Source organism: Vibrio sp. 05-20-BW147, from assembly GCF_013369385.1.
In the GTDB taxonomy this organism is placed as follows: domain Bacteria; phylum Pseudomonadota; class Gammaproteobacteria; order Enterobacterales; family Vibrionaceae; genus Vibrio; species Vibrio floridensis.
This window is the reverse complement of record NZ_SZTO01000003.1, coordinates 43995-67593: the sequence shown is the minus strand read 5'-3', so window position 1 is coordinate 67593 and position 23599 is coordinate 43995. Positions and strand designations below refer to the sequence as shown.

Genomic DNA, 23599 nt, shown 5'->3' with positions numbered 1-23599 from the left:
AACATATGGCTGACAAATGTAAATTCAAGGTCAATTGTGGTAAAAACGCTGTTTTTTTAGATTAATTTAATTATCCTATTGAGCTAAATACATCTAAAGAAGCATAAGAGATGTGGTTCTAAAGGTAAATTGTACGATTTAGGACCAGAAAACGCTGAATAATCGATATAAAGAAGAATCTCATGAGTAATATCGGCACTAAGTTTGTAATCGCGCAGCGATTCATTTTCGATCCTAATAGCAACACCCTGCTTGATCAGGCAGCCAACAATGAAGTGGCGCGCCTGGGGAGTAATGAAAGTCGCATCTTACTTCTTCTCTCTGAAAAACCGAATGAAGTACTTACTCGCAACGAACTGCATGAATTTGTTTGGCGCGAGCAAGGTTTTGAAGTCGATGACTCCAGCCTAACTCAGGCAATTTCTACCTTACGCAAGATGCTCAAAGATTCCACAAAATCTCCAGAGTTTGTGAAAACGGTGCCAAAACGTGGTTATCAGTTGATTTGTTCGGTTGAGCGTATTAACCCGCTCCTATCAGATTCAACCAACAGCGCAAACGATGCCGTCTCTGAGTCTTTGGAACAAGAAGCGTTAGTCAGCGAAATCAGTAATGACGCGGTTCAAACGTCCTCGTCAGAAATTGCTAGAGATGTCGTGCATAACGCTGGCACGTCAACAAAAATGGCCGCGTCACAAAGAAGTTGGCTAATCAAAGGGCTATTCTTGTTAGCCGCACTGTTGCCACTTTGCGTTGTTTTGCTCACCAATCCGTCGGAGTCTAAGTTCCGTTTGCTGGAAAATGTGAATGGTGTGGAAGTGCTCACTCCACTGAATCATCCACCATTGCAAGCTTGGCTGCCGTCCATTCGACAGTGTGTCAATAAGTATGCCGAAACGCATACTGGTGACTCTTCTCCGGTGAAAGTCATCGCGACAGGTGGTCAGGGTAATCAGTTGATCCTTAATTATATCCACACACTTCCACATTCAAGCGAGAACGTGACGCTGAGAATCTTCTCAGAGCAAAACGATCTTGGTTCTATCTGTAAATAAATGAGGTGCACAATGAAACTTCGAATTGCTTCTGTTGTTTTGGCTGCATCGGCTGTGTTTAGTGGCTGGCTTTACTGGGGTAGCGACCTCAAAGTTGAACAGGTTTTGACTTCCAAAGAGTGGCAGTCCTATATGGTGACGGTCATCACGGATGATCTGCAAAATGAAGGATCCGTCGGACCACTGCGCAAAGTCACCTTAACGTCTAACGTTAAGTATCTGCCCAATGGCAACTACGTGCGCGTTTCGGTGCTGAAGCTCTATTCAAATGAGTCTTCTCAAGAGGTGGTGATCAACATTTCTGAATCAGGCACTTGGGACGTCAGCGACAATTATCTGCTGGTGACGGCGAAAGAGTTTAAAGACATCTCTTCTTCGCAATCGAAAGATTTCAGTGATGCGCAACTTAAGCTCATCACCAAGGTGTTCAAGATGGATGCACAACAAAGCCGTCGCATCGATATCGTTAATGACCAAACATTATTGCTGACCAGCCTGAACCACGGCTCATCAGTACTGTTTTCTAACTGATGCTCGTTTAGTCATCGAATAAGGGAGCGGGATGCTCCCTTTGGTGTATATATGGATTGGATTTCAACACTGTTTCTCTTCTTCGGCTCTCTGATTGCCAACACACTCGCCTCTCTTGCTGGCGGAGGTGCAGGGTTGCTGCAATTTCCCCTGCTCATTTTTCTTGGCTTGCCATTTGGTATGGCGCTAGCGACCCACAAACTGGCCAGTGTTGCCTTAGGGGTTGGTGCCGCCTATAGCCACTTTCGTTCAGGTAAAATTCCACTATCGGTGGCTGCCTATTTGGTTTTCACCGGCAGCATTGGCGTTGTGATTGGCGCTCACTTAGTGTTAATGATCCCAAGCGACATTGCAGAAATACTGTTGGGTACGATGATCCTTGCTCTGGGTATTTACTCGCGTTTCAAAAAGCAATTAGGTCAACACGAGCAACCTCGTAATAGGCATCTTCAAGGTTGGCTATTCGGAGGCATTGGCTTGATGCTCATCGGGGTGATCAATGGCTCGTTGACTGCGGGTTCTGGGTTATTAGTTACGCTTTTTTTGGTTCGCTGGTTTGGCTACGATTATAAGCAAGCGGTCGCTCTAACTCTGATTTGCGTCGGACTATTCTGGAATGGAATTGGCGGTATTGCCGTCGTGCAAGCAGGCGCTCCGGTTCATTGGCCTTGGTTGCCAATACTGCTACTCAGTTCTTTTTGTGGTGGCGCGCTTGGCGCTTGGATGACTCAACGCTACAGCAACCAAACGGTAAAAATTGCCTTTGAATTGCTGACCTTTGCTGTTGGGCTTAAATTGTTATTTTAAGGATTGACGATGCTCAAAGCGAAAATTGAGATCTATTACTGCCGCCAGTGTAACTGGATGCTTCGCTCGACTTGGTTGAGCCAAGAGTTATTGCATACATTCAGTGAGGAAATTGCTTCTATTACCCTCTATCCCGATACTGGTGGGCGCTTTGAGATCCACTGTAATGATGTGCTGATTTGGGAGAGAAAGCGAGATGGTGGTTTTCCAGAAGCCAAAGAGCTAAAACAGAGGGTGAGAGACATTATCGCACCCGAACGAGATCTAGGGCATTCGGACAAAAAATAAGGCAGTCTAGCTGCCTTATATCGTCAATCGTCATTGCATTTTTAGCCGTCGATTCGGCACGTATGCAAAAGTTCACCTTGCAACGAAATCACCGACAGTTGACCATCTTGATAGAGACCATAACTTGCTGGTTGGTTTTCTCGAGGAAAGGTTACGGAACCAGGGTTGAACACAAAAACGTTTTGCTGTTTTTCTGCCAACGCGATGTGGCTATGGCCGTGAACAAGGATATCACCCGCTTTCAGTGCTGGCATTTTACTCGCGTTATACAAATGCCCGTGGGTCAAAAACAGCCTTTGCCCCGACTCTAGTAACACCCAGTGGTGATCCATCATCATCGAAAACGACAACAACATTTGGTCAACTTCACTATCGCAGTTTCCTCTCACCGCAATAATGTGCTCGGCATGCTGGTTTAATTTTTCTGCCACTTGAGGTGGATTATAAGCCTCAGGAACTGGGTTCCGAGGGCCATGGTTAAGAACATCCCCTAGCAATACAAGATGCCCAGCACCTGACTGCTCAAATAGATCCAATGTTTTTTCTGTTGCGGCCAAGCAGCCATGCAGATCTGAAGCAAAAAACAGTTTCAAAACAACTTCCCCTTACGTAACGAAGGGACATTCTAACGCTCAGACTGTTCATCGTCATCACAAGCCATCGCATTCATTACAATATTGTTGTAACTCACCATGCCAATCACTTCACCATTTTCAATCACAGGAGCGCGACTAATGCCAAATCGCTCAAAGAGACGTGCACAATATTTCACATTCATATCAGGCGATACACACAACGCAGGTTTGGTCATAATTTCATAAATGTTGGTGCGATTAGGTGAGCGATTTTTGGCTAACACTTTCTTGGCAATATCGTTCATAAGTACAATGCCAAACTCATCATCTTCATGGCGTTTATTAACGACTAAAGCTTTGACCTGATGCTCTCTCGCCAATTTAATACCTTGATGCACGGTGGTAAGGCCATCGACAACGACAAAACTGTTGGCCATCACGTCTCTGACACGAATTTTCTCATGACTGTTCATATTTCATCCTCAACCACTTTGGTTAGTTTGGCTACTTGGTGGGCGACACCCACCGCATCTTCTATGTCGATTTGCACGGCAATCCCTTGTCCGGATTCGGTATCAAATTCCCCCACTTCACTAATTCGTTCCAAAATATGACGTGAGAGGTGCTCTTCGACCACAAAAAGCAACACATCCTTTTGCACCTCTAAGGTTAAACCAAAGAAGGTGCGTTTTTGATTGAGCCCTTGCCCTCTAGCATTGTTGATCACTGTCGCTCCCGTTGCCCCCGCTTCACGGGCAGCATCCAGCACCACATCGGTTTTGCTATCTTCAACAAAAGCGAGAATTAATTTAAAGCGCATTATTATCCTCCTGCGACGCCTGACGGCGATTAACCCATTGCGTTATTTGCGCATAACCCATCACCGATATCATCGGGAAAAGACTGGCGAAAGCGATTAAGCCAAACCCATCTATTAACGGGCTTCTGCCAGGAACGGTTGAAGCAAGCCCCAGCCCTAGCGCTGCCACCAATGGCACCGTCACGGTGGACGTTGTCACGCCACCGGAATCATAAGCTAAGGGGATAATCATTCTTGGAGCAAAATAGGTTTGTACAACCACAATCAGGTAGCCAACAATGATGTAATAGTGAATCGGATCGCCCACCACAATGCGATAACTTCCAAGGGCGATACCAAAAGCTACCCCTATGGCAACAGCCACGCGCAACCCCGTTACGCCGATACTGCCGCCTGAGACTTGGTTCGCTTTAATTGCCACAGCAATCAATGAGGGTTCGGCAATGGTGGTGCTAAAACCGATAAAAAATGCGAACAAGTAAACCCAGTAGTAATCCACCCACTCCAGTTTTTGCCCCAAACTTATGCGTGCCAACTGCAGAAATTCGGGTTCGGTCAACTGGATTGCCATGGTCTCCCCTAAAGGAAACAGTGCCATTTCCAACCCAAGTAAAAAGAGCGTTAGCCCAATGAGGACATAAGCGAAACCCAGCAAGACTTGCACAGGATTCGTGATGGGTTTACGTAAAATGGCAAACTGAAAGCCAAAGATAATTACCGCAATAGGGACAACATCCAACACGGTGCTGGCAAACGTTTCGAGCACTTTCTCAAGAGCGATCATGTCACCACCATGCCGTAAACCATGACAAACATCATGGGTAATAGAGAGGCAAACGCAATCAAACCAAAACCATCAATCATGGGATTTCGGCCTTTGATGGAAGAAGCTAGCCCAACCCCCAAAGCGGTAACTAAAGGCACGGTAATCGTTGAGGTCGTCACTCCACCAGAGTCATAGGCAATACCAATAATGCTCTCTGGTGCGAACCCAGTTAATAGAACAACACCAACATAGCCTCCGATAATCATGTAGTGAATCGGCCAACCTTTGAGAATTCTCAGAACCCCAAGAACAATCGCTACCCCAACCGAGAGCGCGACGGTAAGCCTCAAGCCATTAGCATAACTCCCCATTGCTTGTTCGCTATCGGCGATCATTCCACCTTCTGCCGCCACTTCTGCCGCTTCATTGGCAACAGCCGTCAAAGCAGGTTCCGCAATGGTCGTACCAAAGCCAAGACAAAACGAGAAAACAAACAACCAAAGTACGCTGCCTTTGCGAGCAAATGCCTGTGCCATGCTTTCGCCAATAGGAAATAGCCCCATTTCAAGGCCAAAAATGAAAAAGGTCAGTCCCAAGATCACTAAAATCAGGCCAAAGCCAATTTCGAGTAGGTTAGGCAACGGCTCTTTTAAAACCACCAGTTGAAAAAAAACGATCACCACCACGATCGGAAGTAAATCCCGAGCACTCGCTGCAAATGCCTTGAGCAGTGAAATGATGGCGTTCATTCAAGTTCCTTTTTGATTAAATGCTTTTAAATCATTGCAGAGATTCCACCGCTTTGGTGTGATGACGGTGAAATGCGTAGTAATAAATAGTTACATTTTGGTAAGAATGTGAAGCTACGCAAAAACATGCGCTGACGAACAGTTGAACTATCATAGGGTTGGCTGCGTAAACGAGTGTGCCATATACTAAAAGCAGCAAGGGAGGCAGACATGAAGATACTACTCACCGGTGGCACCGGTTTTATTGGCTCAGAGTTACTCAAAGCGCTCTCTTCTCATCATGTGGTGCTACTGACAAGAGATGTAGATCTCGCCAAGCAAAAGCTCCAGTCCACCGATCTCGGCAACATTCGATACATTGCTGATTTATCTGCATTTCGTGATTTCAACGATTTCGATGCAGTGATCAACCTTGCTGGTGAACCCATTGCTGATAAGCGTTGGACAGAGAGTCAAAAGCAAAGAATCTGCGATAGCCGCTGGCACATCACCGAACAAATCGTCGCTCTTATTCATGCAAGTGCAAAACCACCGAGTGTTTTTATCAGCGGTTCTGCTGTTGGCTATTACGGTGATCAACAAGATCACCCTTTTGATGAATGCCTCCACGTTCACAGCGCGGGTTTTACACACACCGTGTGCGCCCACTGGGAACAAATCGCCAAGCGCGCACAGTCAGAATCAACTCGGGTCTGTCTATTGCGAACTGGGGTAGTGTTGGGCCTAAATGGCGGTGCTCTGAAAAAAATGCTCCCTCCATATCGCTTTGGACTTGGGGGACCTCTAGGCAGCGGCAAACAATTCCTTCCCTGGATCCATTTGCAGGATATGGTGAGAGCCATCGTCTTTTTACTTGAAACACCACATGCACAAGGGGTGTACAACTTATGTGCTCCGCACCCTGTTAGCAACAGAGAGTTCAGCCAAACATTGGCCAAAACATTGAAACGCCCTCATTTATTGTCGACACCCAAGTGGCTGATGACACTCGCCATGGGGGAATCCTCATGCTTACTGTTTGATAGCATTCGCGCAAAGCCAAAACGTTTGACCGAAATAGGATTTACGTTTTTGTTCTCACGCGTTGAACCCGCTTTGAAAAACATACTCAAAGAGAACAACTAGCGGCTTAATGCCGAACTGCTGACCATCGCTTATCAAAGGAACTATCATGACCAAATGGGTCTTAATCACTGGCTGTTCCAGTGGTATCGGCTATGTTTGTGCCCACGCCTTACAAAAAGAGGGTTTTCAAGTCATCGCTTCGTGTCGACAACTTGCGGATGTAGAAAGACTAAAACAAGAAGGACTAACCTGTATTCATCTCGATCTCTCAGATGGCGATAGTATTTCACGCGGAGTAGAAGAAGCGCTAAGCCTTTCACAGGGTAAACTGTACGGCTTATTTAATAATGGCGCCTATGGCCAACCAGGCGCACTCGAAGATCTTCCAACGGAAGCGCTTAGAGAACAGTTTGAAACTAACTTTTTTGGGTGGCACCAACTCGTTAGAGAAGTATTACCCGTGATGCGCCGCAATAAAGAAGGACGCATTGTGCAAAACAGCTCGGTACTGGGGTTTGCTGCGATGAAATATCGTGGTGCTTACAACGCCTCTAAGTTTGCTATTGAAGGTTGGAGTGACACATTACGTTTGGAGCTTGACGGGTCCAATATTCACATTTCCTTGCTCGAACCCGGCCCTATCGAAACGCGTTTCCGATACAACGCGCTGCAAGCCTTTTTGCAATGGATTGATATTGAAAACAGCCCTCACCGAGAGAACTACTTGGCGCAAAAAGACCGCCTAGAGAATACCAACTCGAAGAGCAGTTTCGTCTTACCTGCAGAGTCTTGTATTAAGCCGGTGTTGCACGCTCTAACCAGTCATAAACCAAAAATACGTTACCGAGTCACCACGCCAACTAAACTCTTTGCCGTGCTCAAACGTATTCTGCCAACGCGCTGGCTGGATGAAATATTAAAGCGAGCCGCATAAGTCGCTGTTGATAATGTAATCAATTCGTCATAAATGGATGATAATTTAATCACCACCACTAGGGTAACATCATTTTTCACTCCAACCGAAACGAGCACTGAGTTCATGTCATTAAATCAATTAAACTGGCTAAGTGTGGGCGTGGTGCTGACAATATTCATTCTTATTTAGGCACTTTCGCTTGCCATCCAATGAAACGCTGCATCTCGCAGCGTTTTTTATGCTTGAAAATAATGGATCGCTACCCAATATCAACGTTAGATAACACTCTCTGATAAGGACCCTAAAATGCAATCCCCTTATATTGTTGATATTAACGAGCAGAATTTTCGTGAAATCATCGAGCGTTCCACACAGACACCAATCTTGATTCATTTTTGGGCCAATGCTTATCCAGAAAGTACGGAACATATCCCGGCGCTTCGCCAACTCTGTCAGCAATATAATGGTGCCTTTACTTTGGCGTTACTTGATTGCGAGCAACAGGGCGCTATCGCCTCTCAATTTGGTATTCAAGTGCTACCAACCACAGCGTTGTTTATCAATGGTCAGGCAGTAGATGGCTTGGGTGGCCCCCACCCGTTGGAAAAAATTGTCGCGATGCTGGAAAAACATCTGCCATCACAAGATGAACTGCTTTTAAAAGAGATCAGTGAACTCATCCAGCAAACACAGCATGCTGAAGCACTCAGTAAAATCTCGTTACTATCAGAGGCCGCAGCGCAACGTGGCGATGTCAAACTCGCCCAAGCCGACTGCTTATTAGAGCTTCACCAACTTGAACTCGCCGAGCAACTGCTGACTCATATTCCACTGGAGTACCAAGACAACTACTACAAGGGGCTACTCGCTAAACTCGATTTACAGAAACAAGCATCTAACAGCCCTGAGATTCAAAAGCTGGAACAGCAACATCAAACGAATCCCGATGATCATGTCGTCACCTGCGAACTCGCCGTTCAGTATCATCAAGTCGGTCGAGACGAAGAAGCATTGGAACTCCTATGGTCCCAGTTGAAAACCAATTTGAGCGTTGGAGAGGGCGAAGTTCGTAAAACGTTTATGGATATTCTGTCTGCACTTGGCCAAGGTAACACTATCGCCTCGCGTTATCGTCGCCAGCTATACTCCATCCTTTACTAAATTAGCAGTAACTTACTCAGTAAATCAATAGCTTAAGGCCGGCTCATTCCGGCCTATATACTGTCAAAAACACGTGCTGATTCGCATTTATCGCGTTGTGTTCGCGACCGTTCTGCGCAAGAATAAATCAATTGCATATCATTAATTATTCAGAAGGATTGAACTATGCCAATTGATTCATTGGTCACCATCGCGGTACTGGTTTTTGTTGCCGTTACCTTTATTGCTTCAGCCGTTAAAACGGTGCCACAAGGCCATAACTGGACGGTGGAACGTTTTGGTCGCTACACCATAACGCTAAAGCCTGGCCTTAACCTGATCGTCCCATTCATCGATCGTATCGGCCACAAAATCAATATGATGGAGCAGGTTCTCGATATCCCAGCTCAAGAAGTCATTTCCAAAGATAACGCTAACGTAGTGATCGATGCTGTCTGCTTTGTCCAAGTCATTGATGCAGCCAAAGCCGCATACGAAGTCAGCGAACTGCAGCACGCTATCCGTAACCTCACCTTGACCAACATGCGTACGGTGCTTGGCTCGATGGAGCTGGACGAGATGCTTAGCCAGCGCGATATGATCAACACGAAATTGCTTTCAATCGTCGACCAAGCCACCAACCCTTGGGGTGTGAAAGTGACTCGTATCGAAATTAAAGATGTGCAACCACCAGCGGATCTCACCGCGGCAATGAACGCGCAAATGAAAGCCGAGCGTAACAAACGTGCCGAAGTTCTCGAAGCAGAAGGGGTTCGCCAAGCACAAATTCTACGCGCAGAAGGCCAAAAGCAATCTGAAATATTAAAAGCGGAAGGTGAAAAACAAGCTGCCATCTTGCAAGCAGAAGCACGTGAACGCGCAGCAGAAGCAGAAGCAAAAGCGACAGCAATGGTTTCAGAAGCCATCGCGAAAGGCGACATGCAGGCGGTGAACTACTTCATTGCACAAGGCTATACTGAAGCATTGAAGACCATTGGCCAAGCAGAAAATGGCAAAATTATTATGCTGCCACTTGAGGCTTCTGGCCTAATGGGTTCCATTGCTGGTATTGCTGAAATGTTCAAACAAAGTGGCGAATCTAACAAATAAGGAGGCGCTGTGATTGAGTTATTAGATGGCATCAATCACTGGCATTGGCTAGCTCTCGGGCTGGCCTTATTGGCAGTAGAACTATTAGGAACCGCCGGTTACTTTCTTTGGCTTGGTTTATCCGCGCTCATCGTGGGTCTGCTGCTATCACTCATACCTATGAGTTGGCAGTTGCAATGCAGTGCCTTTGTCGTCTTCTCATTGATGACCACATGGCTTTGGTGGCGTAAGCAGCTTTCTAAAGACAAACAAGATGACTCCTCACGCGACCTCAACCAAAAACAAAAACAGTTGATAGGCCAAGAGATCATACTGAAAGAAGATATCCACGCCGGCATGAACCGACTTCATGTTGGCGATACCACATGGTCTGCGCATTCCGATGTGGATATTGCTGCGGGTTGCAAGATTAAAGTAATTGCTGTGGAAGGAATTGTGTTGAAAATCGTCATTTCTGAGCCCAACTCTTAGCGTTTGTCCTCAACACTGACAAAAAAGATACCCATTGCAAGCACAATGGGTATCTTTACACTTAGGAAATATTCAGACCTTACTTGAAAGTGATGTCATCTGAATGATTTAGCTCTTGCAGATCGTCTGCGTAATCTTTGGGTGGTGGTGTCCAACCACGCTCGGAGCGAGAAAGATTGGTATGGCGATCTTTTTGCATTTCCAACATCATTTTTTCTTCAAGCTGCATAAACAGTTTTCTATAGTTGTTGTCGAAACGTTCACCTTCTGAATCGTCTAACCAAGCACTGTACAATGAATCTGACTTACGATTTTCAACGCGCTTGTATCTCATCTTTTGTTGCTCAACAAAAAACGGATGGACCCCCAATAGTTTCATGGTTTGCCCACCCACTTCTAATGCCGAATGATAAGTCTCTGACTCAATCACATCCGCCCCAGCTTGGCGCAGACGATAACCGTGTCCACGGTCAAATGCTCTGGCGATGACTTTCACGCTAGGGTAAGCGTGCTTAACCTGCTTGACTAACTCTACACTGGCATCGCGATTATCAATAGCCACCACAATCGCGGCCGCTTCTTCAATTCCCGCGGTGTGCAGAATATCGGGGCGAGTCACATCACCAAAGTAAGCTTGAGTGCCAATCTGTCGCATTACATCTACCTGATTCGCTTGGTAATCAAGTGCCACGGTTTTAATTCCGTTAGACAACAATAAGCGATTGACTATCTGTCCAAAACGCCCAATACCGGCGATGATCACTGTGCCTTTTTCATCAATGTCATCATCGGCTCTTTCATTAAACTTAGTGGCAAACTTCGGCAAAATAACTCGATCAAAGAGAATAAATAGACCCGGAGTGAGAAACATGGAGATCGCCACCACCAGCGAAAGTTGCTGGGAGAGAGACGTCGATATCACGTGATTTTGTACTGAGAAACTCAGCAGCACAAAACCAAATTCACCCGCCTGTGCCAAGCTCAATGCAAACAACCAGCGATCACTGCCTTTAATGCGGAAAATAAACGACAACGCCAGTAACACTAAGGCTTTCAGGAGCATCACCGCCAACGTTAAACCGATGATAGTGCCGAACTTGTTGAAGAGAATGGTAAAATCGATGCCCGCTCCGACCGTAATGAAAAACAGGCCCAAAAGCAGCCCTTTGAAAGGCTCAATGTTCGATTCAAGCTCATGACGAAACTCACTGTTTGCCAGCATGACGCCCGCCAAAAATGTGCCCAACGCAGGAGAAAGTCCCACTAAACTCATCAACGCCGCAATGCCAATCACCAGCATCAATGCAGCAGCGGTAAAGATTTCTCTTAAGCCGGAATCTGCCACGTAACGAAAGATCGGGCGACTAAGGTAATGCCCACCGACGATCACCACGCCAATGGACAGTGTAATGACGATACCATAGGCCCAGCCAGGTAAGCCGGCAACTAGGCTCAACTGCTCATGATGCTCCGCGGCCGATTGGATGGATTGCTGAGCTTGCTCGACCAATTCAGGCAGGGCGAGCAGTGGGATGAAAGCCAACATTGGAATGACCGCGATGTCTTGGAACAACAGCACAGAAAACGCGTTTTTTCCCCCTTCCGTCTTGCTTAATCGTTTCTCGTTAAAGGTTTGCAACACGATCGCCGTTGATGATAAGGCGAAAATCAATCCAATCGCCAAGGCCGTGGTCCACACTTGGCCAAAATAGACAGCAATCGCCACAATAATCCCAGTGGTACCCGCCACTTGTAAGCCACCTAGCCCCAATAAGCGGTTACGCATTGCCCAGAGCATTTTAGGTTCAAGCTCCAAACCGACCAAAAATAGCATCATCACCACGCCAAACTCGGCGAAATGCTGAATGGTGGTGGTTTCTTCCCCGACCAAACCAACGATGGGGCCAATCACTACGCCAGCGATAAGATATCCAAGCACAGAACCTAGGCCGAAGCGTTTTGCTAATGGCACGGCAATCACTGCGGCAATGAGGTAGATAAAGGCTTGTAAAAATATTTGTGTCATCAGGCCTCCTTGATAATTTGAGGTAGGGCATGAGTGATTTTGTTCAAATGATTGGCAGCGTGGATATTGACTCGATCTTCCACTAAGGCACGCAGCAGAGTGAGGTAGCCCTCGACATGCTGGTCAATACGATTTTCCTCTAACGCCGTACGCGCACCGAATATCGCAAATGGGGGCAAATAATGCATATGCGTCAGCGCGGCCATTTGTTCAATCGGTGCCAGCAATTGGCGAATGGTAAAGTGGTTATACCCCTCCGCTTTGTAAGCTTCTTCTTTGCCTCCGGCAGAAACCACACAGAGCATCAGTTTGTCTTTCAAAGCGGTTCCATCTGTCCCATAAGCAAAGCCGTATTCCAGCACCAAGTCTTGCCACTCTTTCAGCAATGCAGGGGTGGAATACCAGTACAGCGGGAATTGAAACACGATCACATCATGTTCCAGCAGCCGCGCTTGTTCTTTGTCGATGTTGATGTCGAACTGAGGATACTCTGCATAAAGATCGACACATGTGACGCCTTCAATCGCGTGCGCTGCATGAAAGAGAGGCGCGTTGACTTCTGATCGATGCTGTGAGGGATGAGCATACAGCACTAATACTTTTTTCTTCATTCACTACCATCCGTTTATCAGCATTTATAGGTCTTGACTCATTAAAAATACCGTTTTCGCTGCACTAAACTGCTAAGTTAATGTCATTTTTTCTTTGGCACTTCTAGCTGCATCTCGGGAATGGCTTGACGTTTCACTCGTAACTTACCCCAGATAAACCACACCACTAGCCCAAGCAAGATGACCACAACGTTACCAATTCCTATCATCATGATCGCTTGTTTACGGTCTGCCTCACGCTGTGCCAAAAGTCGTTGTTCTTCTTCAACACGGCGCTGCTCTGCCAACGCGGCTTCTTTGGCTTTGCGCGCTGCTTCGATATCGACTTCTTTGACCACGCTAAACGTATGTTGCGCAATGTGGAACATTAACGGGCGTTGTGTCGCCGCATCGGTGGCAAAAATATCCCCTTTCCAGCCATAAATGCCGATCATTTGGCTACTATCAAGCGACAAAGATACCTTCAAACTCTCTTTCTCTGCCTGCCCTTGTACATAATTAACAAAGTTGTCTGGTGCACTTTGCTCAATGTGAACCGCCAAAGATCCCGGTTGTATCATCCCCTGCTCACCAGAAACCACCAAGTTGTGTGGAGTGCCCTCTGCACGAGATTGAATAAACGTCGGGTTCACAGGACGCGGATAGACCAGCACTTCCTGTTCCTTGGCACGCAAGAATACTCCGTTGCCCGATGTGATACGTGCTCGATATTTACCTGGTTCCACATCGATGGGTAACTGAACGGTGAAGACACCATCGCCCGCTCTTTCATCTAACCCCGTGCCATCATCGCTAAAGTCACCAATCACAACGGGTACTGGGCGGGCTTCCTTAATCAACTCTTGCTCGTTTTCAACATACTTAGTGAAAGTCACTTTTAGATTGACGCGATCAAGAAAATCTCTCAGGACTAACGGCTTATCATCCGATGCGAGCCGTGCGGTGAACTTCATCACTTCGCCATGATACAAACGACTGGGGAAGACATCCGTTGAAAGCGTCAGGTGAGAAATCAGCCGAATGTTGTTTTTCGGGCTCACTTTACCCACTGCCTGCCAAGGGCCGGGCATCGGATGGTCGATAGAGATGATGTCCATGGCTGGCTCTTGATACCAGCGAACGTTAGGGTAGCTTTTGAAGGCGTAGTATTTTCGACCATCTGGTCGCACTAGCACCACGGGCTGAGAGGGATTTTCGCGATAAATCAAGAAAGTGATTTGATCGATGGTTGGATCCACTCGAAAGCGGTTATCCAGCAAGGACATGGTCGACTCTGTCGCAGCATGGCTTACACAACTAACCAATAACAATAATACGACTGACAATGTCCTCAACATAGATTCTCCTATTGACGCCAGAGGCAAGTTCCGCTTTTTTCTACAATATCCAATCTAGATTGGTGCGCTTCTAATTCATCGGCCGTTGCACGCAAAACCTTAAGAGATTTTCGCCCCGCCACTCGGCGAATGTCTTCACCACCGCCTTCTTGCGAGTTGGCGTTGAACTCCAAACTGGTTTGCCCACCGGTCATCAGCAGGTAAACATCAGCCAGAATCTCCGCATCGAGCAATGCTCCGTGTAGTGTTCGGTGTGAGTTATCAATGCCGTAGCGTTCACACAAAACGTCTAGATTGTTACGCTTGCCAGGGAAGATTTTCTTCGCCATCGCCAGCGTGTCGGTCACCTTGCAGTAGTCATCGGTTTTGCCGATGGCAGCGTCGAGTTTACCGAACTCATAATCCATAAAGCCCACGTCGAAGGGCGCGTTATGAGCCACCAGCTCAGCCCCTTTAATGAACTCTAGGAACTCTTGGTGAACTTGACGATATTCCGGTTTATCGACTAGGAACTGATCGGTAATACCGTGAACATCGATCGCATCGGGTTGAATTTCACGGTCTGGCTTAAGGTAAACATGGAAATGCCGCCCGGTCAGCTTACGGTTGATGATCTCCACCGCACCGATTTCGATGATTCTGTGCCCCATGTAGTGTGGACCACCTTCACGGTTCATACCCGTGGTTTCCGTATCGAGCACAACGATACGATCGTATTCAGAATTGTTACTGGTATTCATAATGATATGTGTGTCAGACTATGCAGAACGTATGCTTTAAACATGGCTTTCGCTAATAGTACCAAAACATGACAAAACAAGTTGAAATTTTCACTGATGGTTCTTGCCTCGGTAATCCTGGACCAGGTGGTTACGGTGTCGTCTTGCGTTACAAACAGGTCGAAAAAACCTTAGCACAAGGCTATAGACTCACCACCAACAACCGAATGGAAATGATGGCCACCATCGTTGCTCTTCAGGCCTTGAAAGAACCTTGTAATGTGATTCTCACAACCGACAGTCAATATGTTCGACAAGGTATTACTCAGTGGATCCACAATTGGAAAAAGCGCGGTTGGAAAACCGCCGATAAAAAACCGGTCAAAAATGCCGATCTTTGGCAAGCGCTTGATAAAGAAACCACTCGCCATACGATTGACTGGCGTTGGGTCAAAGGACACGCAGGCCATCGTGAAAACGAAATGTGTGACGAGTTGGCGCGTGCCGCGGCCGAAAACCCAACCCTTGACGACACCGGTTATCAGCCTGCCGAGTAAACTACTCTCTTCCTCTGCAAGCGCAGCTTTTGCGCTTGCTCAGCAAATCACGCTGACAGTTCATCACCCCGAGTGGTGATAAACGACGCTTTAACTGCCAATGCGGTTTGATGGGTTTGAGTGGATACGTGCGTTTTCTTGCGACAATAAAATAGAGACTGCCCGCGGGAGATGCCCAGTCACCAAGGCTGTTTTCAAGCCAAGTCCACATGGTTCGGTACTTCTTCATCGGAAACAATGCGTAGCGATCGCAGTGCACGACTTGATAATTCAACACTCCCAGCCAATCATTAATTCGATTGGTGGTGAACATTCGCCCACTCCAAGGCAAGTTGTTTTTTCGCCAAGGCATTAAACTGGCCAGCCCGGTGAAGCTCACCGGATTAAACCCTGTGATCACCAGATAGCCGTCGTCCATCATCACTCGATCCACTTCGCGCAGCAATCGGTGGGGATCACTGGCATAATCCAACTGATGCGCCAAGATCACCGCATCAAAGCTTTTTTCGAGAAAGGGCAATTCGTAACCATCTGCGATGACATTGTGCAAAGGGTTCTGGATATCTAAGTTAACTTGGTGTTGAATGTTACATATTGCACTGGTTAACTCGCAGCTCAGCCCACCCAGTTTCAGCAAATGGTAACCAAACAGTTTCGGGCACCATTCGTCTAAACGGGTTTGAATCGATTCACGAACCCATTGTCCGTTGTTCATTTCTTCCCATGTATAGGGATGCTGGATAACTTTACTGCTTAGTGCTGGCTTCATTAACCACCTGACTAGTTCGAACGAGCGGAGAATCCATCGTGTTAGAGATCAAAAGCATACCTGCATTCAACGACAATTACATCTGGTTGATTCAAAATAGCGATCAGCGTTGTGCTGTGGTCGACCCAGGCGACGCCAAGCCTGTCCTTCACTACATCGAGCAACATCAGCTAACTTTAGAAGCGATTCTTATCACCCACCACCACAATGATCACATTGGCGGCGTGGCCGATTTGGTGCGCGCTTTTCCTAACGTTAACGTTGTAGGACCGAAAGCAGAACCAATTCCAACGCTCACCCACCCCGTGGAGGATGGCGACCGACTTGAGTTATTCGATGAAACCTTCTTAGTGTTAGGTTTAGGTGGCCATACCTTGGGTCATATTGGTTATGTTGGAGACGGCAAACTGTTTTGTGGCGATGTGCTCTTCTCTGCTGGCTGTGGCCGTATTTTTGAAGGTACCGCGCAACAAATGTTTGACTCACTCAACAAGCTCCTCGCCCTTCCTCAGGAGACGGAAGTATTCTGCGCTCATGAATATACCGCCAGCAATGTTGCTTTCGCCTTAGCCGTAGAACCGGATAACGAGTTACTTCACCAATACCGTGATACCGTCAATCGACTGCGTGCGCAAAATCTGCCTACCATTCCAACCACATTAAGACAAGAAAAATGGATCAATCCATTTCTTCGATATCTGCAACCCAGTGTTATTCACTCGGTTTCTAGCAGAACGAAAAATAGCGATCCACTCTCGGTTTTTACAGCATTACGTGAGTGGAAGAACGAATTTTAACTTTTTGATGCTTGTCTCCTGACCAAGGAGGCAAGTATTATCAGCAGCCCAAAGTTAAACAGGCTGAAACCATGCGTTTTAAGTTTAGTTGGGTGTTTGCACTACTATTGCTTTCTGGCTGTCAAAGTTTACAAACAGAGAGCAATACCAGTGCCGCGCCTGAGACCAATGCCTCGCAAGCAAAATCGCCGCAGCAAACTGCGAAAAAAGTAAAACCAAGTGACAAAACGCTTGAGAACGTTGCCCCAGAGCAACCTGTCGTCACACCTCAAACTCAGGAAGACGTTTGGCAACGCATCGCCATGCAACTTTCTCTGGAAGTCCCCGATCATGAAAAGGTCGATTATTACCGCACTTGGTATCTCAAGCACCCAAATCATCTTAAAACCGTTTCTGAACGAGCAACGCCTTTTCTTTATTTGATCACAGAGAAAATTGAAGCTCGTGAACTGCCTCTTGAACTGGCACTTTTACCTGTTGTGGAAAGCTCATTTGACCCATTTGCCTATTCTCATGGCAGTGCCGCTGGCCTATGGCAGTTTGTCCCAGGCACGGGGAAAATGTACGGTTTAGAGCAAAATTTTTGGTATGACGGTCGCCGAGATGTGGCAGCAGCGACGGATGCGGCTCTGGACTATTTGACCTACCTCAATAAGCGTTTTGACGGCAACTGGAATCACGCAATCGCAGCGTATAACAGTGGCGGTGGTCGTGTATCAAGCGCAATCCGAAAGAACAACAAACTGGGTAAACCTATCGATTTCTTCTCACTAGATTTGCCCAAAGAGACCAGTGGCTATGTGCCAAAACTGCTCGCACTCGCCGATATTGTTGCTAATCAAGAGAAATATGGAATCAACATTCCCGCTATTCCTAACCAGCCAGTCTTAACCTTGGTAGACCCACAAGAGCAGCTTGATCTGGCTATCGCTGCCCAATATGCTGGGCTAAATGTGAAAGAGCTACAAAACTACAACCCAGCTTACAATCAATGGTCGACGGCCCCAGAAGGCCCGTTCCAATTACTTATCCCCGTTGATAAAGCTGAAGAATTTCTTGCTAAGGTCGAAGAGAACCGAGGCAAAGGCATGAAAATGGTACGCTATAAAGTGCAATCAGGCGATACCGTGAGTGTTTTGGCATCGAAGTACAACACCACCAGCGAGGTGATTCGTACAGCTAATGGTCTTAACAACAATACCATTCGTGTCGGCCAGTATCTGCTTATCCCGACCTCTCAGAAAGACGCCGGTGCGTATACCCTTTCTGCCGCCAACCGTCTTGCCAAGACTCAAGCAACCGTACGTGGAAAGTACAAGCTCACGCATACCGTTCAATCGGGGGAAAGTTTGTGGAGCATTGCCAAAGCCAATAAAGTGGATCACCAAGCATTAGCGAAATGGAATGGCATGGGGCCACGTGACACGTTGCGCGTTGGGCAAGATCTGGTGATTTGGAAAGAGAGCTCTGAAGGCGCGATTATCCGTACCGTGTTCTACAAAGTACGTTCGGGTGACACCATCAGTGGCATCGCGACCAAGTTTAAAGTCAAAAGCAACGACATCGTGAAATGGAACGCGCTAAAAAATCAAAAGTACCTGAAACCAGGGCAACAATTAAAACTCTACGTGGATGTAACTAAGGTAAGTGTATGACCCCTTCCAGTAACCCGTTTGTCATGATGCTTGACATATTTCGCTCTCCAACCTCATGCTTTCTTGCGCTTTATCAGCGTGGTGCTTGGGGCTGGCAGCCGTACATCGTTCTCATTCTAACCCCATTCCTGTTTTGGGGAGCGTATTTTTCTAATGTGGATTTTCAGTGGTTGAGCCAAATTTTAACCCCGCAATTTCAACAAATTAATCCAGAACAATTAAAATTCTTGGACGATCCAAACACCTTGATGGCGAGTGAGATCATTAGCGATGTGTTTGGACGAACCTTGACGATTTTGATGTTGGCGTTTTGGTTCACTCTGGCAACCAAGCCCAGCCAGCATAAACACGGGTTTTGGAAATGGTTTGCCGCTGCCGCGGTGATCACCTTCCCAGCGGTGTTGGGCGACTTCGCTAGCTATGCGAGTTTAATATTGAAGCATGGTCAAGTGGTGATTTACGCCGCCGATCTTAATAGTCTCAATGGGTTGATCAAGCTGCCATTGACAAACGAATGGTCTCAGTTTGCCAGTTCAATGCCTTTGCTACTTCCTTGGTACATTGTGCTTGGTTATGCAGCCGTGCTGACATGGACAGAATTTGAACGTGGACAAGCTTTGGTGATCGCTGCCCTTCCTTGGGTGGGATACTACTTGATTTGGGCTATTTATCTGTTGGTAATGTAAAGCTGACCAACAGCGGATTATGATCAGAGGCGTCCGTTTGAGGCGCCTCTGCTTTTTGTACCACTAAGCCTTTGTAAAACACATGATCAAGCGGCAAACCGGTAATAAAACGAGTACGCTGATCGGGTGAGAACGCCACTTCGATAAGCCCAGCGTTTTCCAATCGTTCCGTGACCGCTTGCAAACGTTTTTCGCTCCACGAATTAAAATCGCCCGCGACAATTGCTGGCCCTGAGTGTTCTGTTAGCGTGGCAATCAGATCGTTGACTTGTTGCTGATATTCTTGCACACCCCAAGTAAAATTGACGGCATGCAGGTTAACCACGATCAACACTTGGCCATCGGAGAGCGGGTACTCAGAATACAATCCAGATTTAGGCAAGCGAATCCACGGCTCCAATTGGGTGTAGCCACACGCCAAGCGGGGCTTACGCCAGCCTAACGTCAAGACGCCAGCCGCTTTATCAAACGCTTTAAACGCGTTCACTTGTTCACCGCTCCACCCACCTGAACCAATCCACCGTTTTAAATCGTCATTGAGCATAGCTTCTTGAAATAACAACAGTTGCTTATTATCGCTAAACTCACTAAGCGCTCGTTGCCAGTGATTGCGGTTTTGTTTGTAGATATTCCACACAAGAAGATTCAGCTCTCCATTGTGATCAATCGCAGCGCGGCTTTTACTTTCGAAACAGTGTAATTGTTGATTGAACGCACCATCACTAATTGTCGTAATTTCAGTTTGAGCTGGAATGGTGAATATCGAATGGAAAGCCAACAGTCCTCCACCCGCTAAAAGGAGAGGTAAAGCAAGCCAATAGCGCTTCTTCATAGTGTAATGTCTACTTGTTGTAACCAAGAACTTGTGCAAAAAAAAGGAGCCTTAGGCTCCCTTTTTGCGTGATTAAATCGCGTCTTCGTCTTCTTCACCGGTACGGATACGAACCACGCGTTCGACGTTTGTGACGAAAATCTTACCATCACCAATTTTGCCAGTTTGCGCCGTTTCGACAATGGTTTCAACGCACTTATCCGCCACATCTTCTGTTACGACAATTTCCAGTTTCACTTTTGGCAAAAAGTCGACCATGTACTCCGCACCACGGTAAAGCTCTGTATGACCTTTTTGACGGCCAAACCCTTTCACCTCGGAAACGGTCATTCCCGTAATGCCGACTTCAGCTAGCGCTTCACGAACATCGTCAAGCTTAAACGGCTTGATAATTGCTTCAATTTTTTTCATGTTCATCCCTTAAACTTCAACTTGTTAACCTATTATCGGTGAGCGCTCGACAACATTCAATCACAAAAAAATCCATTCACTGTGATGAAAACGAAAAAGCCAGAGTGCTACTCTGGCTTGTATCACCATTCGTCGATATATCAAACTGGTCTTACTTCAAACTTGAATAATAAGCAGCAAGGTTTGCAATATCAGCGTCATTGAGCATAGATGCTTGAGCTTGCATCACCATCGCCAATCCACCGTTACGTTCCTTGTTTTTGTATGCCTTGATTGAGGTAATGAGATACTGCTCATTTTGACCTTTTAAATTGGGGTAGCCTGGAATGGTTGCGATACCATTTGCGCCATGACACGCAGCGCAGACAGCTGCTTTTGCTTGCCCTGCAGCAACATCACCAGCAGCCAGAACACTTCCACTCATCAGGCCTAATCCTAGAGCCAAACCCATAGCGACTTTCTTCATTGCTTTTCCTTTTTTATATCCATGATGGTTATTATATCCATACGATTTTTACATGAATTTGGATTACTTGCGCCAAAACAGCTCACAATCTTGACCAATAAACTGGCGATCCACAAACAATCCCGCCACCGCCACAACCTGTTGGTGATACATCAAAATTGGCGTGCGACGGCGCAACCAACTTGGTACTTGGTATTCTTGAAACAGCTTTTTCAACTTCCGACTGTGGCCTCGCTCCGCCGGATGGGCACTTAGCCCCTCTGGGTTAAAGCTTATCCACAACGCCTCGCTTTGCTCTGGAAGCGCGATTTGACCAAAACCACGGCTTAGCGTTAACTCAATCGTCCCTAAACCGTCCGGCAAAGCAAGCAGTGTATTGAGCGTGATCGGCGCATGCCAAGCAGAGAGATCTTGGTTGTCTGCAACCAAATAAAGGCGCTGATTGAAACGGCGCACTTGCCCTTGGCTCAGTTGCAATATTGGATTGGCATCTGCTTGAGAAAGGGCGACTTGCTGCCAAATGAGTGACAACTGATGGCGCGTTGGCATAGGATGCCCAAGCTTTGCCAGCCACATTCTGAGCAACTTGAAACGAGCCAGCTCACTTTGCTGTGACAACTGCGTGATAGCTAAGCTCTGGTCTTCGCCAAACAGTTGCTCAAATACCGGCAACAGCAGCTCATCCAGTAACGCTTCTTGCTCCGAACAGAGAGTGGCACTGCGTTGAACAGACGCCGCAAAACTTGGCCATCGTTCAGACAACGCGGGAAGGATTTGTTGGCGAAGAAAATTACGGTCATACCGCGTGTCTTGATTGCTCTCATCTTCCACCCAATGTAAACCGATGTCATGCGCACATCGTTCAATCTCTTGGCGTCGAACGTCGAGCAGTGGACGAATCAACCGTCCTTGAGAAAAGGGCATTTGTTGCGCCATGGACGACAGTCCCTTGGGGCCACTGCCTCGTTTTAGCGCCAGAAGAAAGGTTTCCACCTGATCATCCGCGTGCTGACCGGTGAGAAGAAGATCATCGGCGTTAATATGCGCACGTAAAGCTTGGTATCGCGCGTTACGCGCTTCTTCCTCGAGGCTGTTCCCTTGGGTCAAATCCAATTGAACTCGCTCCACTGTCAGTGGAATATTTTTTTCTTGGCACCAAGCTGCGCAGCTTTGGGCCCATTGATCTGCGTTGTGGCTCAAACCATGGTGCACATGAACCGCACAGCACGGCAACAGGTGCTCTTGAGCGTAACGATGAGCCAACTCGAGCAGCACCCTTGAATCTACTCCTCCACTAAAGGCAACCACTAAGCGAGTGTTCGCTTTACGTTGTTGTTCCAATACTTGAGAGAAGTGAGAATAGAGAGCGTCCATAGTGACTCCAAATTAAAAAAGGGGCTGAACACACGGTTCAGCCCCTTATTGTATACGATGCGTCTTGTAACCTAAAACAACGGTTTAGCAGTATCCGTAGTTCATTAGGCGTTGGTAACGACGCTCAAGCAACACGTCTTGAGGGAACTGTTCTAGCTCCGCTAATTGACGTAGTAGTGTTGCTTTCATATTCGCTGCCATTTGTACATGGTTACGATGCGCGCCACCAAGTGGCTCTTCGATGATTTCATCAATCAGTTCAAGCTCTTTTAGGCGAGGTGCCACCAGGCCCATCGCTTCTGCAGCCTGTGGGGCTTTATCAGAATCACGCCACAAAATAGAAGCACAACCTTCTGGTGAAATAACAGAGTAAGTCGAGTATTGAAGCATGTTCACGTAGTCGCCCACGCCAATGGCTAATGCGCCACCAGAACCACCTTCACCAACCACGTTACAGATCACTGGCACGGTTAAACCCGCCATCTCTTTTAGGTTGGTGGCGATCGCTTCTGACTGACCACGCTCTTCCGCACCGACGCCAGGGTATGCGCCAGCAGTGTCAATAAAAGTGATGATTGGCATTTGGAAACGCTCTGCCATTTTCATTAGACGAAGTGCTTTACGGTAGCCTTCTGGTTTTGGCATACCAAAGTTACGCTTCACTTTTTCACGAGTCTCACGACCTTTCTGGTGGCCAATGATCATCACAGGGCGACCTTCTAAACGGGCAATACCTGCAACGATCGCTTTGTCATCGGCATAAGCACGATCACCCGCTAGTTCATCAAACTCTTCAAATACGTGTTTGATGTAGTCGAGCGTATAAGGGCGTTGAGGATGGCGAGCTAACTGCGCCGTTTCCCATGCGCCTAGATCGCTGAAGATTTTCTTTTTCAGCTCTAGGCTTTTCTTTTCAAGCTGTTCAATCTCTTTGCCAAGGTCAATGGCTGAATCACCACCATGACGAGAAACATCACGCAGGGCTTCAATTTTTGCTTCTAGTTCTGCAATCGGCTTTTCAAATTCTAGAAAGTTCAGGCTCATCTGTGAATCCTTGTTGATTCGG

Annotated in this window: 28 protein-coding genes; 13 read left to right on the top strand and 15 right to left on the bottom strand. The window is 47.0% G+C overall.

Annotation, left to right across the window (positions count from 1 at the left end; all coding sequences use genetic code 11):
• Positions 1 to 182 precede the first annotated feature (182 nt).
• Genes FC652_RS03125 through FC652_RS03110 form a run of 4 tightly spaced genes read left to right on the top strand, consistent with a single transcriptional unit; the run spans position 183 to position 2681 of the window.
• The gene (locus FC652_RS03125) at positions 183 to 1055 is read left to right on the top strand and encodes a transcriptional regulator (RefSeq protein ID WP_176297447.1); all 873 of its coding nucleotides are present in this window, start codon (positions 183 to 185) and stop codon (positions 1053 to 1055) included.
• Positions 1056 to 1067: 12 nt separating this feature from the next.
• Positions 1068 to 1586 (top strand): regulatory protein ToxS, encoded by a 519-nt coding sequence (locus FC652_RS03120; RefSeq protein WP_039553062.1) that lies wholly within the window; start codon positions 1068 to 1070, stop codon positions 1584 to 1586.
• A 51-nt stretch (positions 1587 to 1637) separates the two neighbouring features.
• Positions 1638 to 2393, top strand: a complete 756-nt coding sequence (locus FC652_RS03115; RefSeq protein WP_176297446.1) for a sulfite exporter TauE/SafE family protein — start codon at positions 1638 to 1640, stop codon at positions 2391 to 2393.
• Positions 2394 to 2402: 9 nt separating this feature from the next.
• Positions 2403 to 2681: a SelT/SelW/SelH family protein gene (locus FC652_RS03110; protein WP_176297445.1), complete on the top strand. Its 279-nt coding sequence runs from the start codon at positions 2403 to 2405 to the stop codon at positions 2679 to 2681.
• Positions 2682 to 2722: 41 nt separating this feature from the next.
• Here the strand turns inward: FC652_RS03110 and yfcE are convergent, their stop codons facing one another.
• Genes yfcE through FC652_RS03085 form a run of 5 tightly spaced genes read right to left on the bottom strand, consistent with a single transcriptional unit; the run spans position 2723 to position 5591 of the window.
• On the bottom strand, positions 2723 to 3274 hold the full coding sequence (gene yfcE / locus FC652_RS03105) for a phosphodiesterase (protein WP_176297444.1): 552 nt from the start codon (positions 3272 to 3274) through the stop codon (positions 2723 to 2725).
• A 32-nt stretch (positions 3275 to 3306) separates the two neighbouring features.
• Complete coding sequence (locus FC652_RS03100) at positions 3307 to 3729, bottom strand: CBS domain-containing protein (protein ID WP_176297443.1); 423 nt, start codon at positions 3727 to 3729, stop codon at positions 3307 to 3309.
• On the bottom strand, positions 3726 to 4076 hold the full coding sequence (locus tag FC652_RS03095; RefSeq protein ID WP_176297442.1) for a P-II family nitrogen regulator: 351 nt from the start codon (positions 4074 to 4076) through the stop codon (positions 3726 to 3728). The genes FC652_RS03100 and FC652_RS03095 overlap by 4 nt, the downstream gene beginning before the upstream one ends.
• Positions 4066 to 4860, bottom strand: a complete 795-nt coding sequence (locus tag FC652_RS03090; RefSeq protein ID WP_176297441.1) for a DUF1538 domain-containing protein — start codon at positions 4858 to 4860, stop codon at positions 4066 to 4068. Before FC652_RS03090 ends, FC652_RS03095 begins: the two co-directional genes overlap by 11 nt.
• Positions 4857 to 5591 (bottom strand): DUF1538 domain-containing protein, encoded by a 735-nt coding sequence (locus FC652_RS03085; protein WP_176297440.1) that lies wholly within the window; start codon positions 5589 to 5591, stop codon positions 4857 to 4859. The genes FC652_RS03090 and FC652_RS03085 overlap by 4 nt, the downstream gene beginning before the upstream one ends.
• Positions 5592 to 5801: 210 nt before the next feature.
• On the opposite strand from FC652_RS03085, the gene FC652_RS03080 reads away from it, so the two are divergent.
• The 5 genes from FC652_RS03080 (at position 5802) to FC652_RS03060 (ending at position 10293) form a co-directional block, all read left to right on the top strand.
• The gene (locus FC652_RS03080; protein WP_176297439.1) at positions 5802 to 6716 is read left to right on the top strand and encodes a TIGR01777 family oxidoreductase; all 915 of its coding nucleotides are present in this window, start codon (positions 5802 to 5804) and stop codon (positions 6714 to 6716) included.
• Positions 6717 to 6762: 46 nt separating this feature from the next.
• Positions 6763 to 7590, top strand: coding sequence for an SDR family oxidoreductase (locus FC652_RS03075; RefSeq protein ID WP_176297438.1), 828 nt, complete (start codon positions 6763 to 6765; stop codon positions 7588 to 7590).
• A gap of 288 nt (positions 7591 to 7878) precedes the next feature.
• A complete protein-coding gene (locus tag FC652_RS03070) occupies positions 7879 to 8733 on the top strand; it encodes a co-chaperone YbbN (protein ID WP_176297437.1) in 855 nt (284 codons plus the stop codon).
• 165 nt (positions 8734 to 8898) lie between these two features.
• Positions 8899 to 9822 carry an SPFH domain-containing protein gene (locus FC652_RS03065; protein WP_176297436.1) on the top strand — a complete coding sequence of 308 codons (924 nt, stop codon included), beginning with the start codon at positions 8899 to 8901 and terminating at the stop codon, positions 9820 to 9822.
• Between the two features lie 9 nt (positions 9823 to 9831).
• Positions 9832 to 10293, top strand: a complete 462-nt coding sequence (locus FC652_RS03060) for an NfeD family protein (RefSeq protein ID WP_176297435.1) — start codon at positions 9832 to 9834, stop codon at positions 10291 to 10293.
• Between the two features lie 79 nt (positions 10294 to 10372).
• Here the strand turns inward: FC652_RS03060 and FC652_RS03055 are convergent, their stop codons facing one another.
• The 4 genes from FC652_RS03055 to dnaQ form a co-directional block, all read right to left on the bottom strand.
• Positions 10373 to 12319 carry a monovalent cation:proton antiporter-2 (CPA2) family protein gene (locus FC652_RS03055; RefSeq protein ID WP_176297434.1) on the bottom strand — a complete coding sequence of 649 codons (1947 nt, stop codon included), beginning with the start codon at positions 12317 to 12319 and terminating at the stop codon, positions 10373 to 10375.
• Entirely contained in the window at positions 12319 to 12930 is a 612-nt protein-coding gene (locus FC652_RS03050) for an NAD(P)H-dependent oxidoreductase (protein ID WP_176297433.1), read from the bottom strand. Before FC652_RS03050 ends, FC652_RS03055 begins: the two co-directional genes overlap by 1 nt.
• A gap of 83 nt (positions 12931 to 13013) precedes the next feature.
• Positions 13014 to 14267 (bottom strand): TIGR03503 family protein, encoded by a 1254-nt coding sequence (locus tag FC652_RS03045; RefSeq protein ID WP_176297432.1) that lies wholly within the window; start codon positions 14265 to 14267, stop codon positions 13014 to 13016.
• Between the two features lie 8 nt (positions 14268 to 14275).
• Positions 14276 to 15007: a DNA polymerase III subunit epsilon gene (gene dnaQ / locus FC652_RS03040; RefSeq protein WP_011079788.1), complete on the bottom strand. Its 732-nt coding sequence runs from the start codon at positions 15005 to 15007 to the stop codon at positions 14276 to 14278.
• Between the two features lie 68 nt (positions 15008 to 15075).
• On the opposite strand from dnaQ, the gene rnhA reads away from it, so the two are divergent.
• On the top strand, positions 15076 to 15543 hold the full coding sequence (gene rnhA, locus FC652_RS03035) for a ribonuclease HI (protein ID WP_011079787.1): 468 nt from the start codon (positions 15076 to 15078) through the stop codon (positions 15541 to 15543).
• A 1-nt stretch (position 15544) separates the two neighbouring features.
• Here rnhA and FC652_RS03030 read toward each other — a convergent pair whose 3' ends face one another.
• Positions 15545 to 16312, bottom strand: a complete 768-nt coding sequence (locus FC652_RS03030; RefSeq protein WP_072615481.1) for a class I SAM-dependent methyltransferase — start codon at positions 16310 to 16312, stop codon at positions 15545 to 15547.
• Positions 16313 to 16350: 38 nt separating this feature from the next.
• Between FC652_RS03030 and gloB the strand changes: the two genes are divergently transcribed.
• The 3 genes from gloB (at position 16351) to FC652_RS03015 (ending at position 19450) form a co-directional block, all read left to right on the top strand.
• Complete coding sequence (gene gloB / locus FC652_RS03025) at positions 16351 to 17109, top strand: hydroxyacylglutathione hydrolase (protein ID WP_176297431.1); 759 nt, start codon at positions 16351 to 16353, stop codon at positions 17107 to 17109.
• Between the two features lie 71 nt (positions 17110 to 17180).
• A complete protein-coding gene (locus tag FC652_RS03020) occupies positions 17181 to 18764 on the top strand; it encodes a LysM peptidoglycan-binding domain-containing protein (RefSeq protein ID WP_255199124.1) in 1584 nt (527 codons plus the stop codon).
• On the top strand, positions 18761 to 19450 hold the full coding sequence (locus FC652_RS03015; RefSeq protein WP_072609127.1) for a YIP1 family protein: 690 nt from the start codon (positions 18761 to 18763) through the stop codon (positions 19448 to 19450). The genes FC652_RS03020 and FC652_RS03015 overlap by 4 nt, the downstream gene beginning before the upstream one ends.
• On the opposite strand, the gene FC652_RS03010 is transcribed toward FC652_RS03015, so the two are convergent.
• The 5 genes from FC652_RS03010 to accA all read right to left on the bottom strand — a co-directional run bounded on the left by FC652_RS03010 (position 19428) and on the right by accA (position 23577).
• Entirely contained in the window at positions 19428 to 20282 is an 855-nt protein-coding gene (locus FC652_RS03010) for an endonuclease/exonuclease/phosphatase family protein (RefSeq protein ID WP_176297429.1), read from the bottom strand. The genes FC652_RS03015 and FC652_RS03010 overlap by 23 nt on opposite strands.
• A 72-nt stretch (positions 20283 to 20354) precedes the next feature.
• Positions 20355 to 20693 (bottom strand): nitrogen regulatory protein P-II, encoded by a 339-nt coding sequence (gene glnB / locus FC652_RS03005; RefSeq protein WP_176297428.1) that lies wholly within the window; start codon positions 20691 to 20693, stop codon positions 20355 to 20357.
• 151 nt (positions 20694 to 20844) lie between these two features.
• On the bottom strand, positions 20845 to 21159 hold the full coding sequence (locus tag FC652_RS03000) for a cytochrome c (RefSeq protein WP_176297427.1): 315 nt from the start codon (positions 21157 to 21159) through the stop codon (positions 20845 to 20847).
• A gap of 63 nt (positions 21160 to 21222) precedes the next feature.
• Positions 21223 to 22533, bottom strand: a complete 1311-nt coding sequence (gene tilS, locus FC652_RS02995; protein ID WP_176297426.1) for a tRNA lysidine(34) synthetase TilS — start codon at positions 22531 to 22533, stop codon at positions 21223 to 21225.
• An 84-nt stretch (positions 22534 to 22617) separates the two neighbouring features.
• Positions 22618 to 23577, bottom strand: coding sequence for an acetyl-CoA carboxylase carboxyl transferase subunit alpha (gene accA, locus FC652_RS02990; RefSeq protein WP_176297425.1), 960 nt, complete (start codon positions 23575 to 23577; stop codon positions 22618 to 22620).
• Positions 23578 to 23599: the final 22 nt, after the last annotated feature.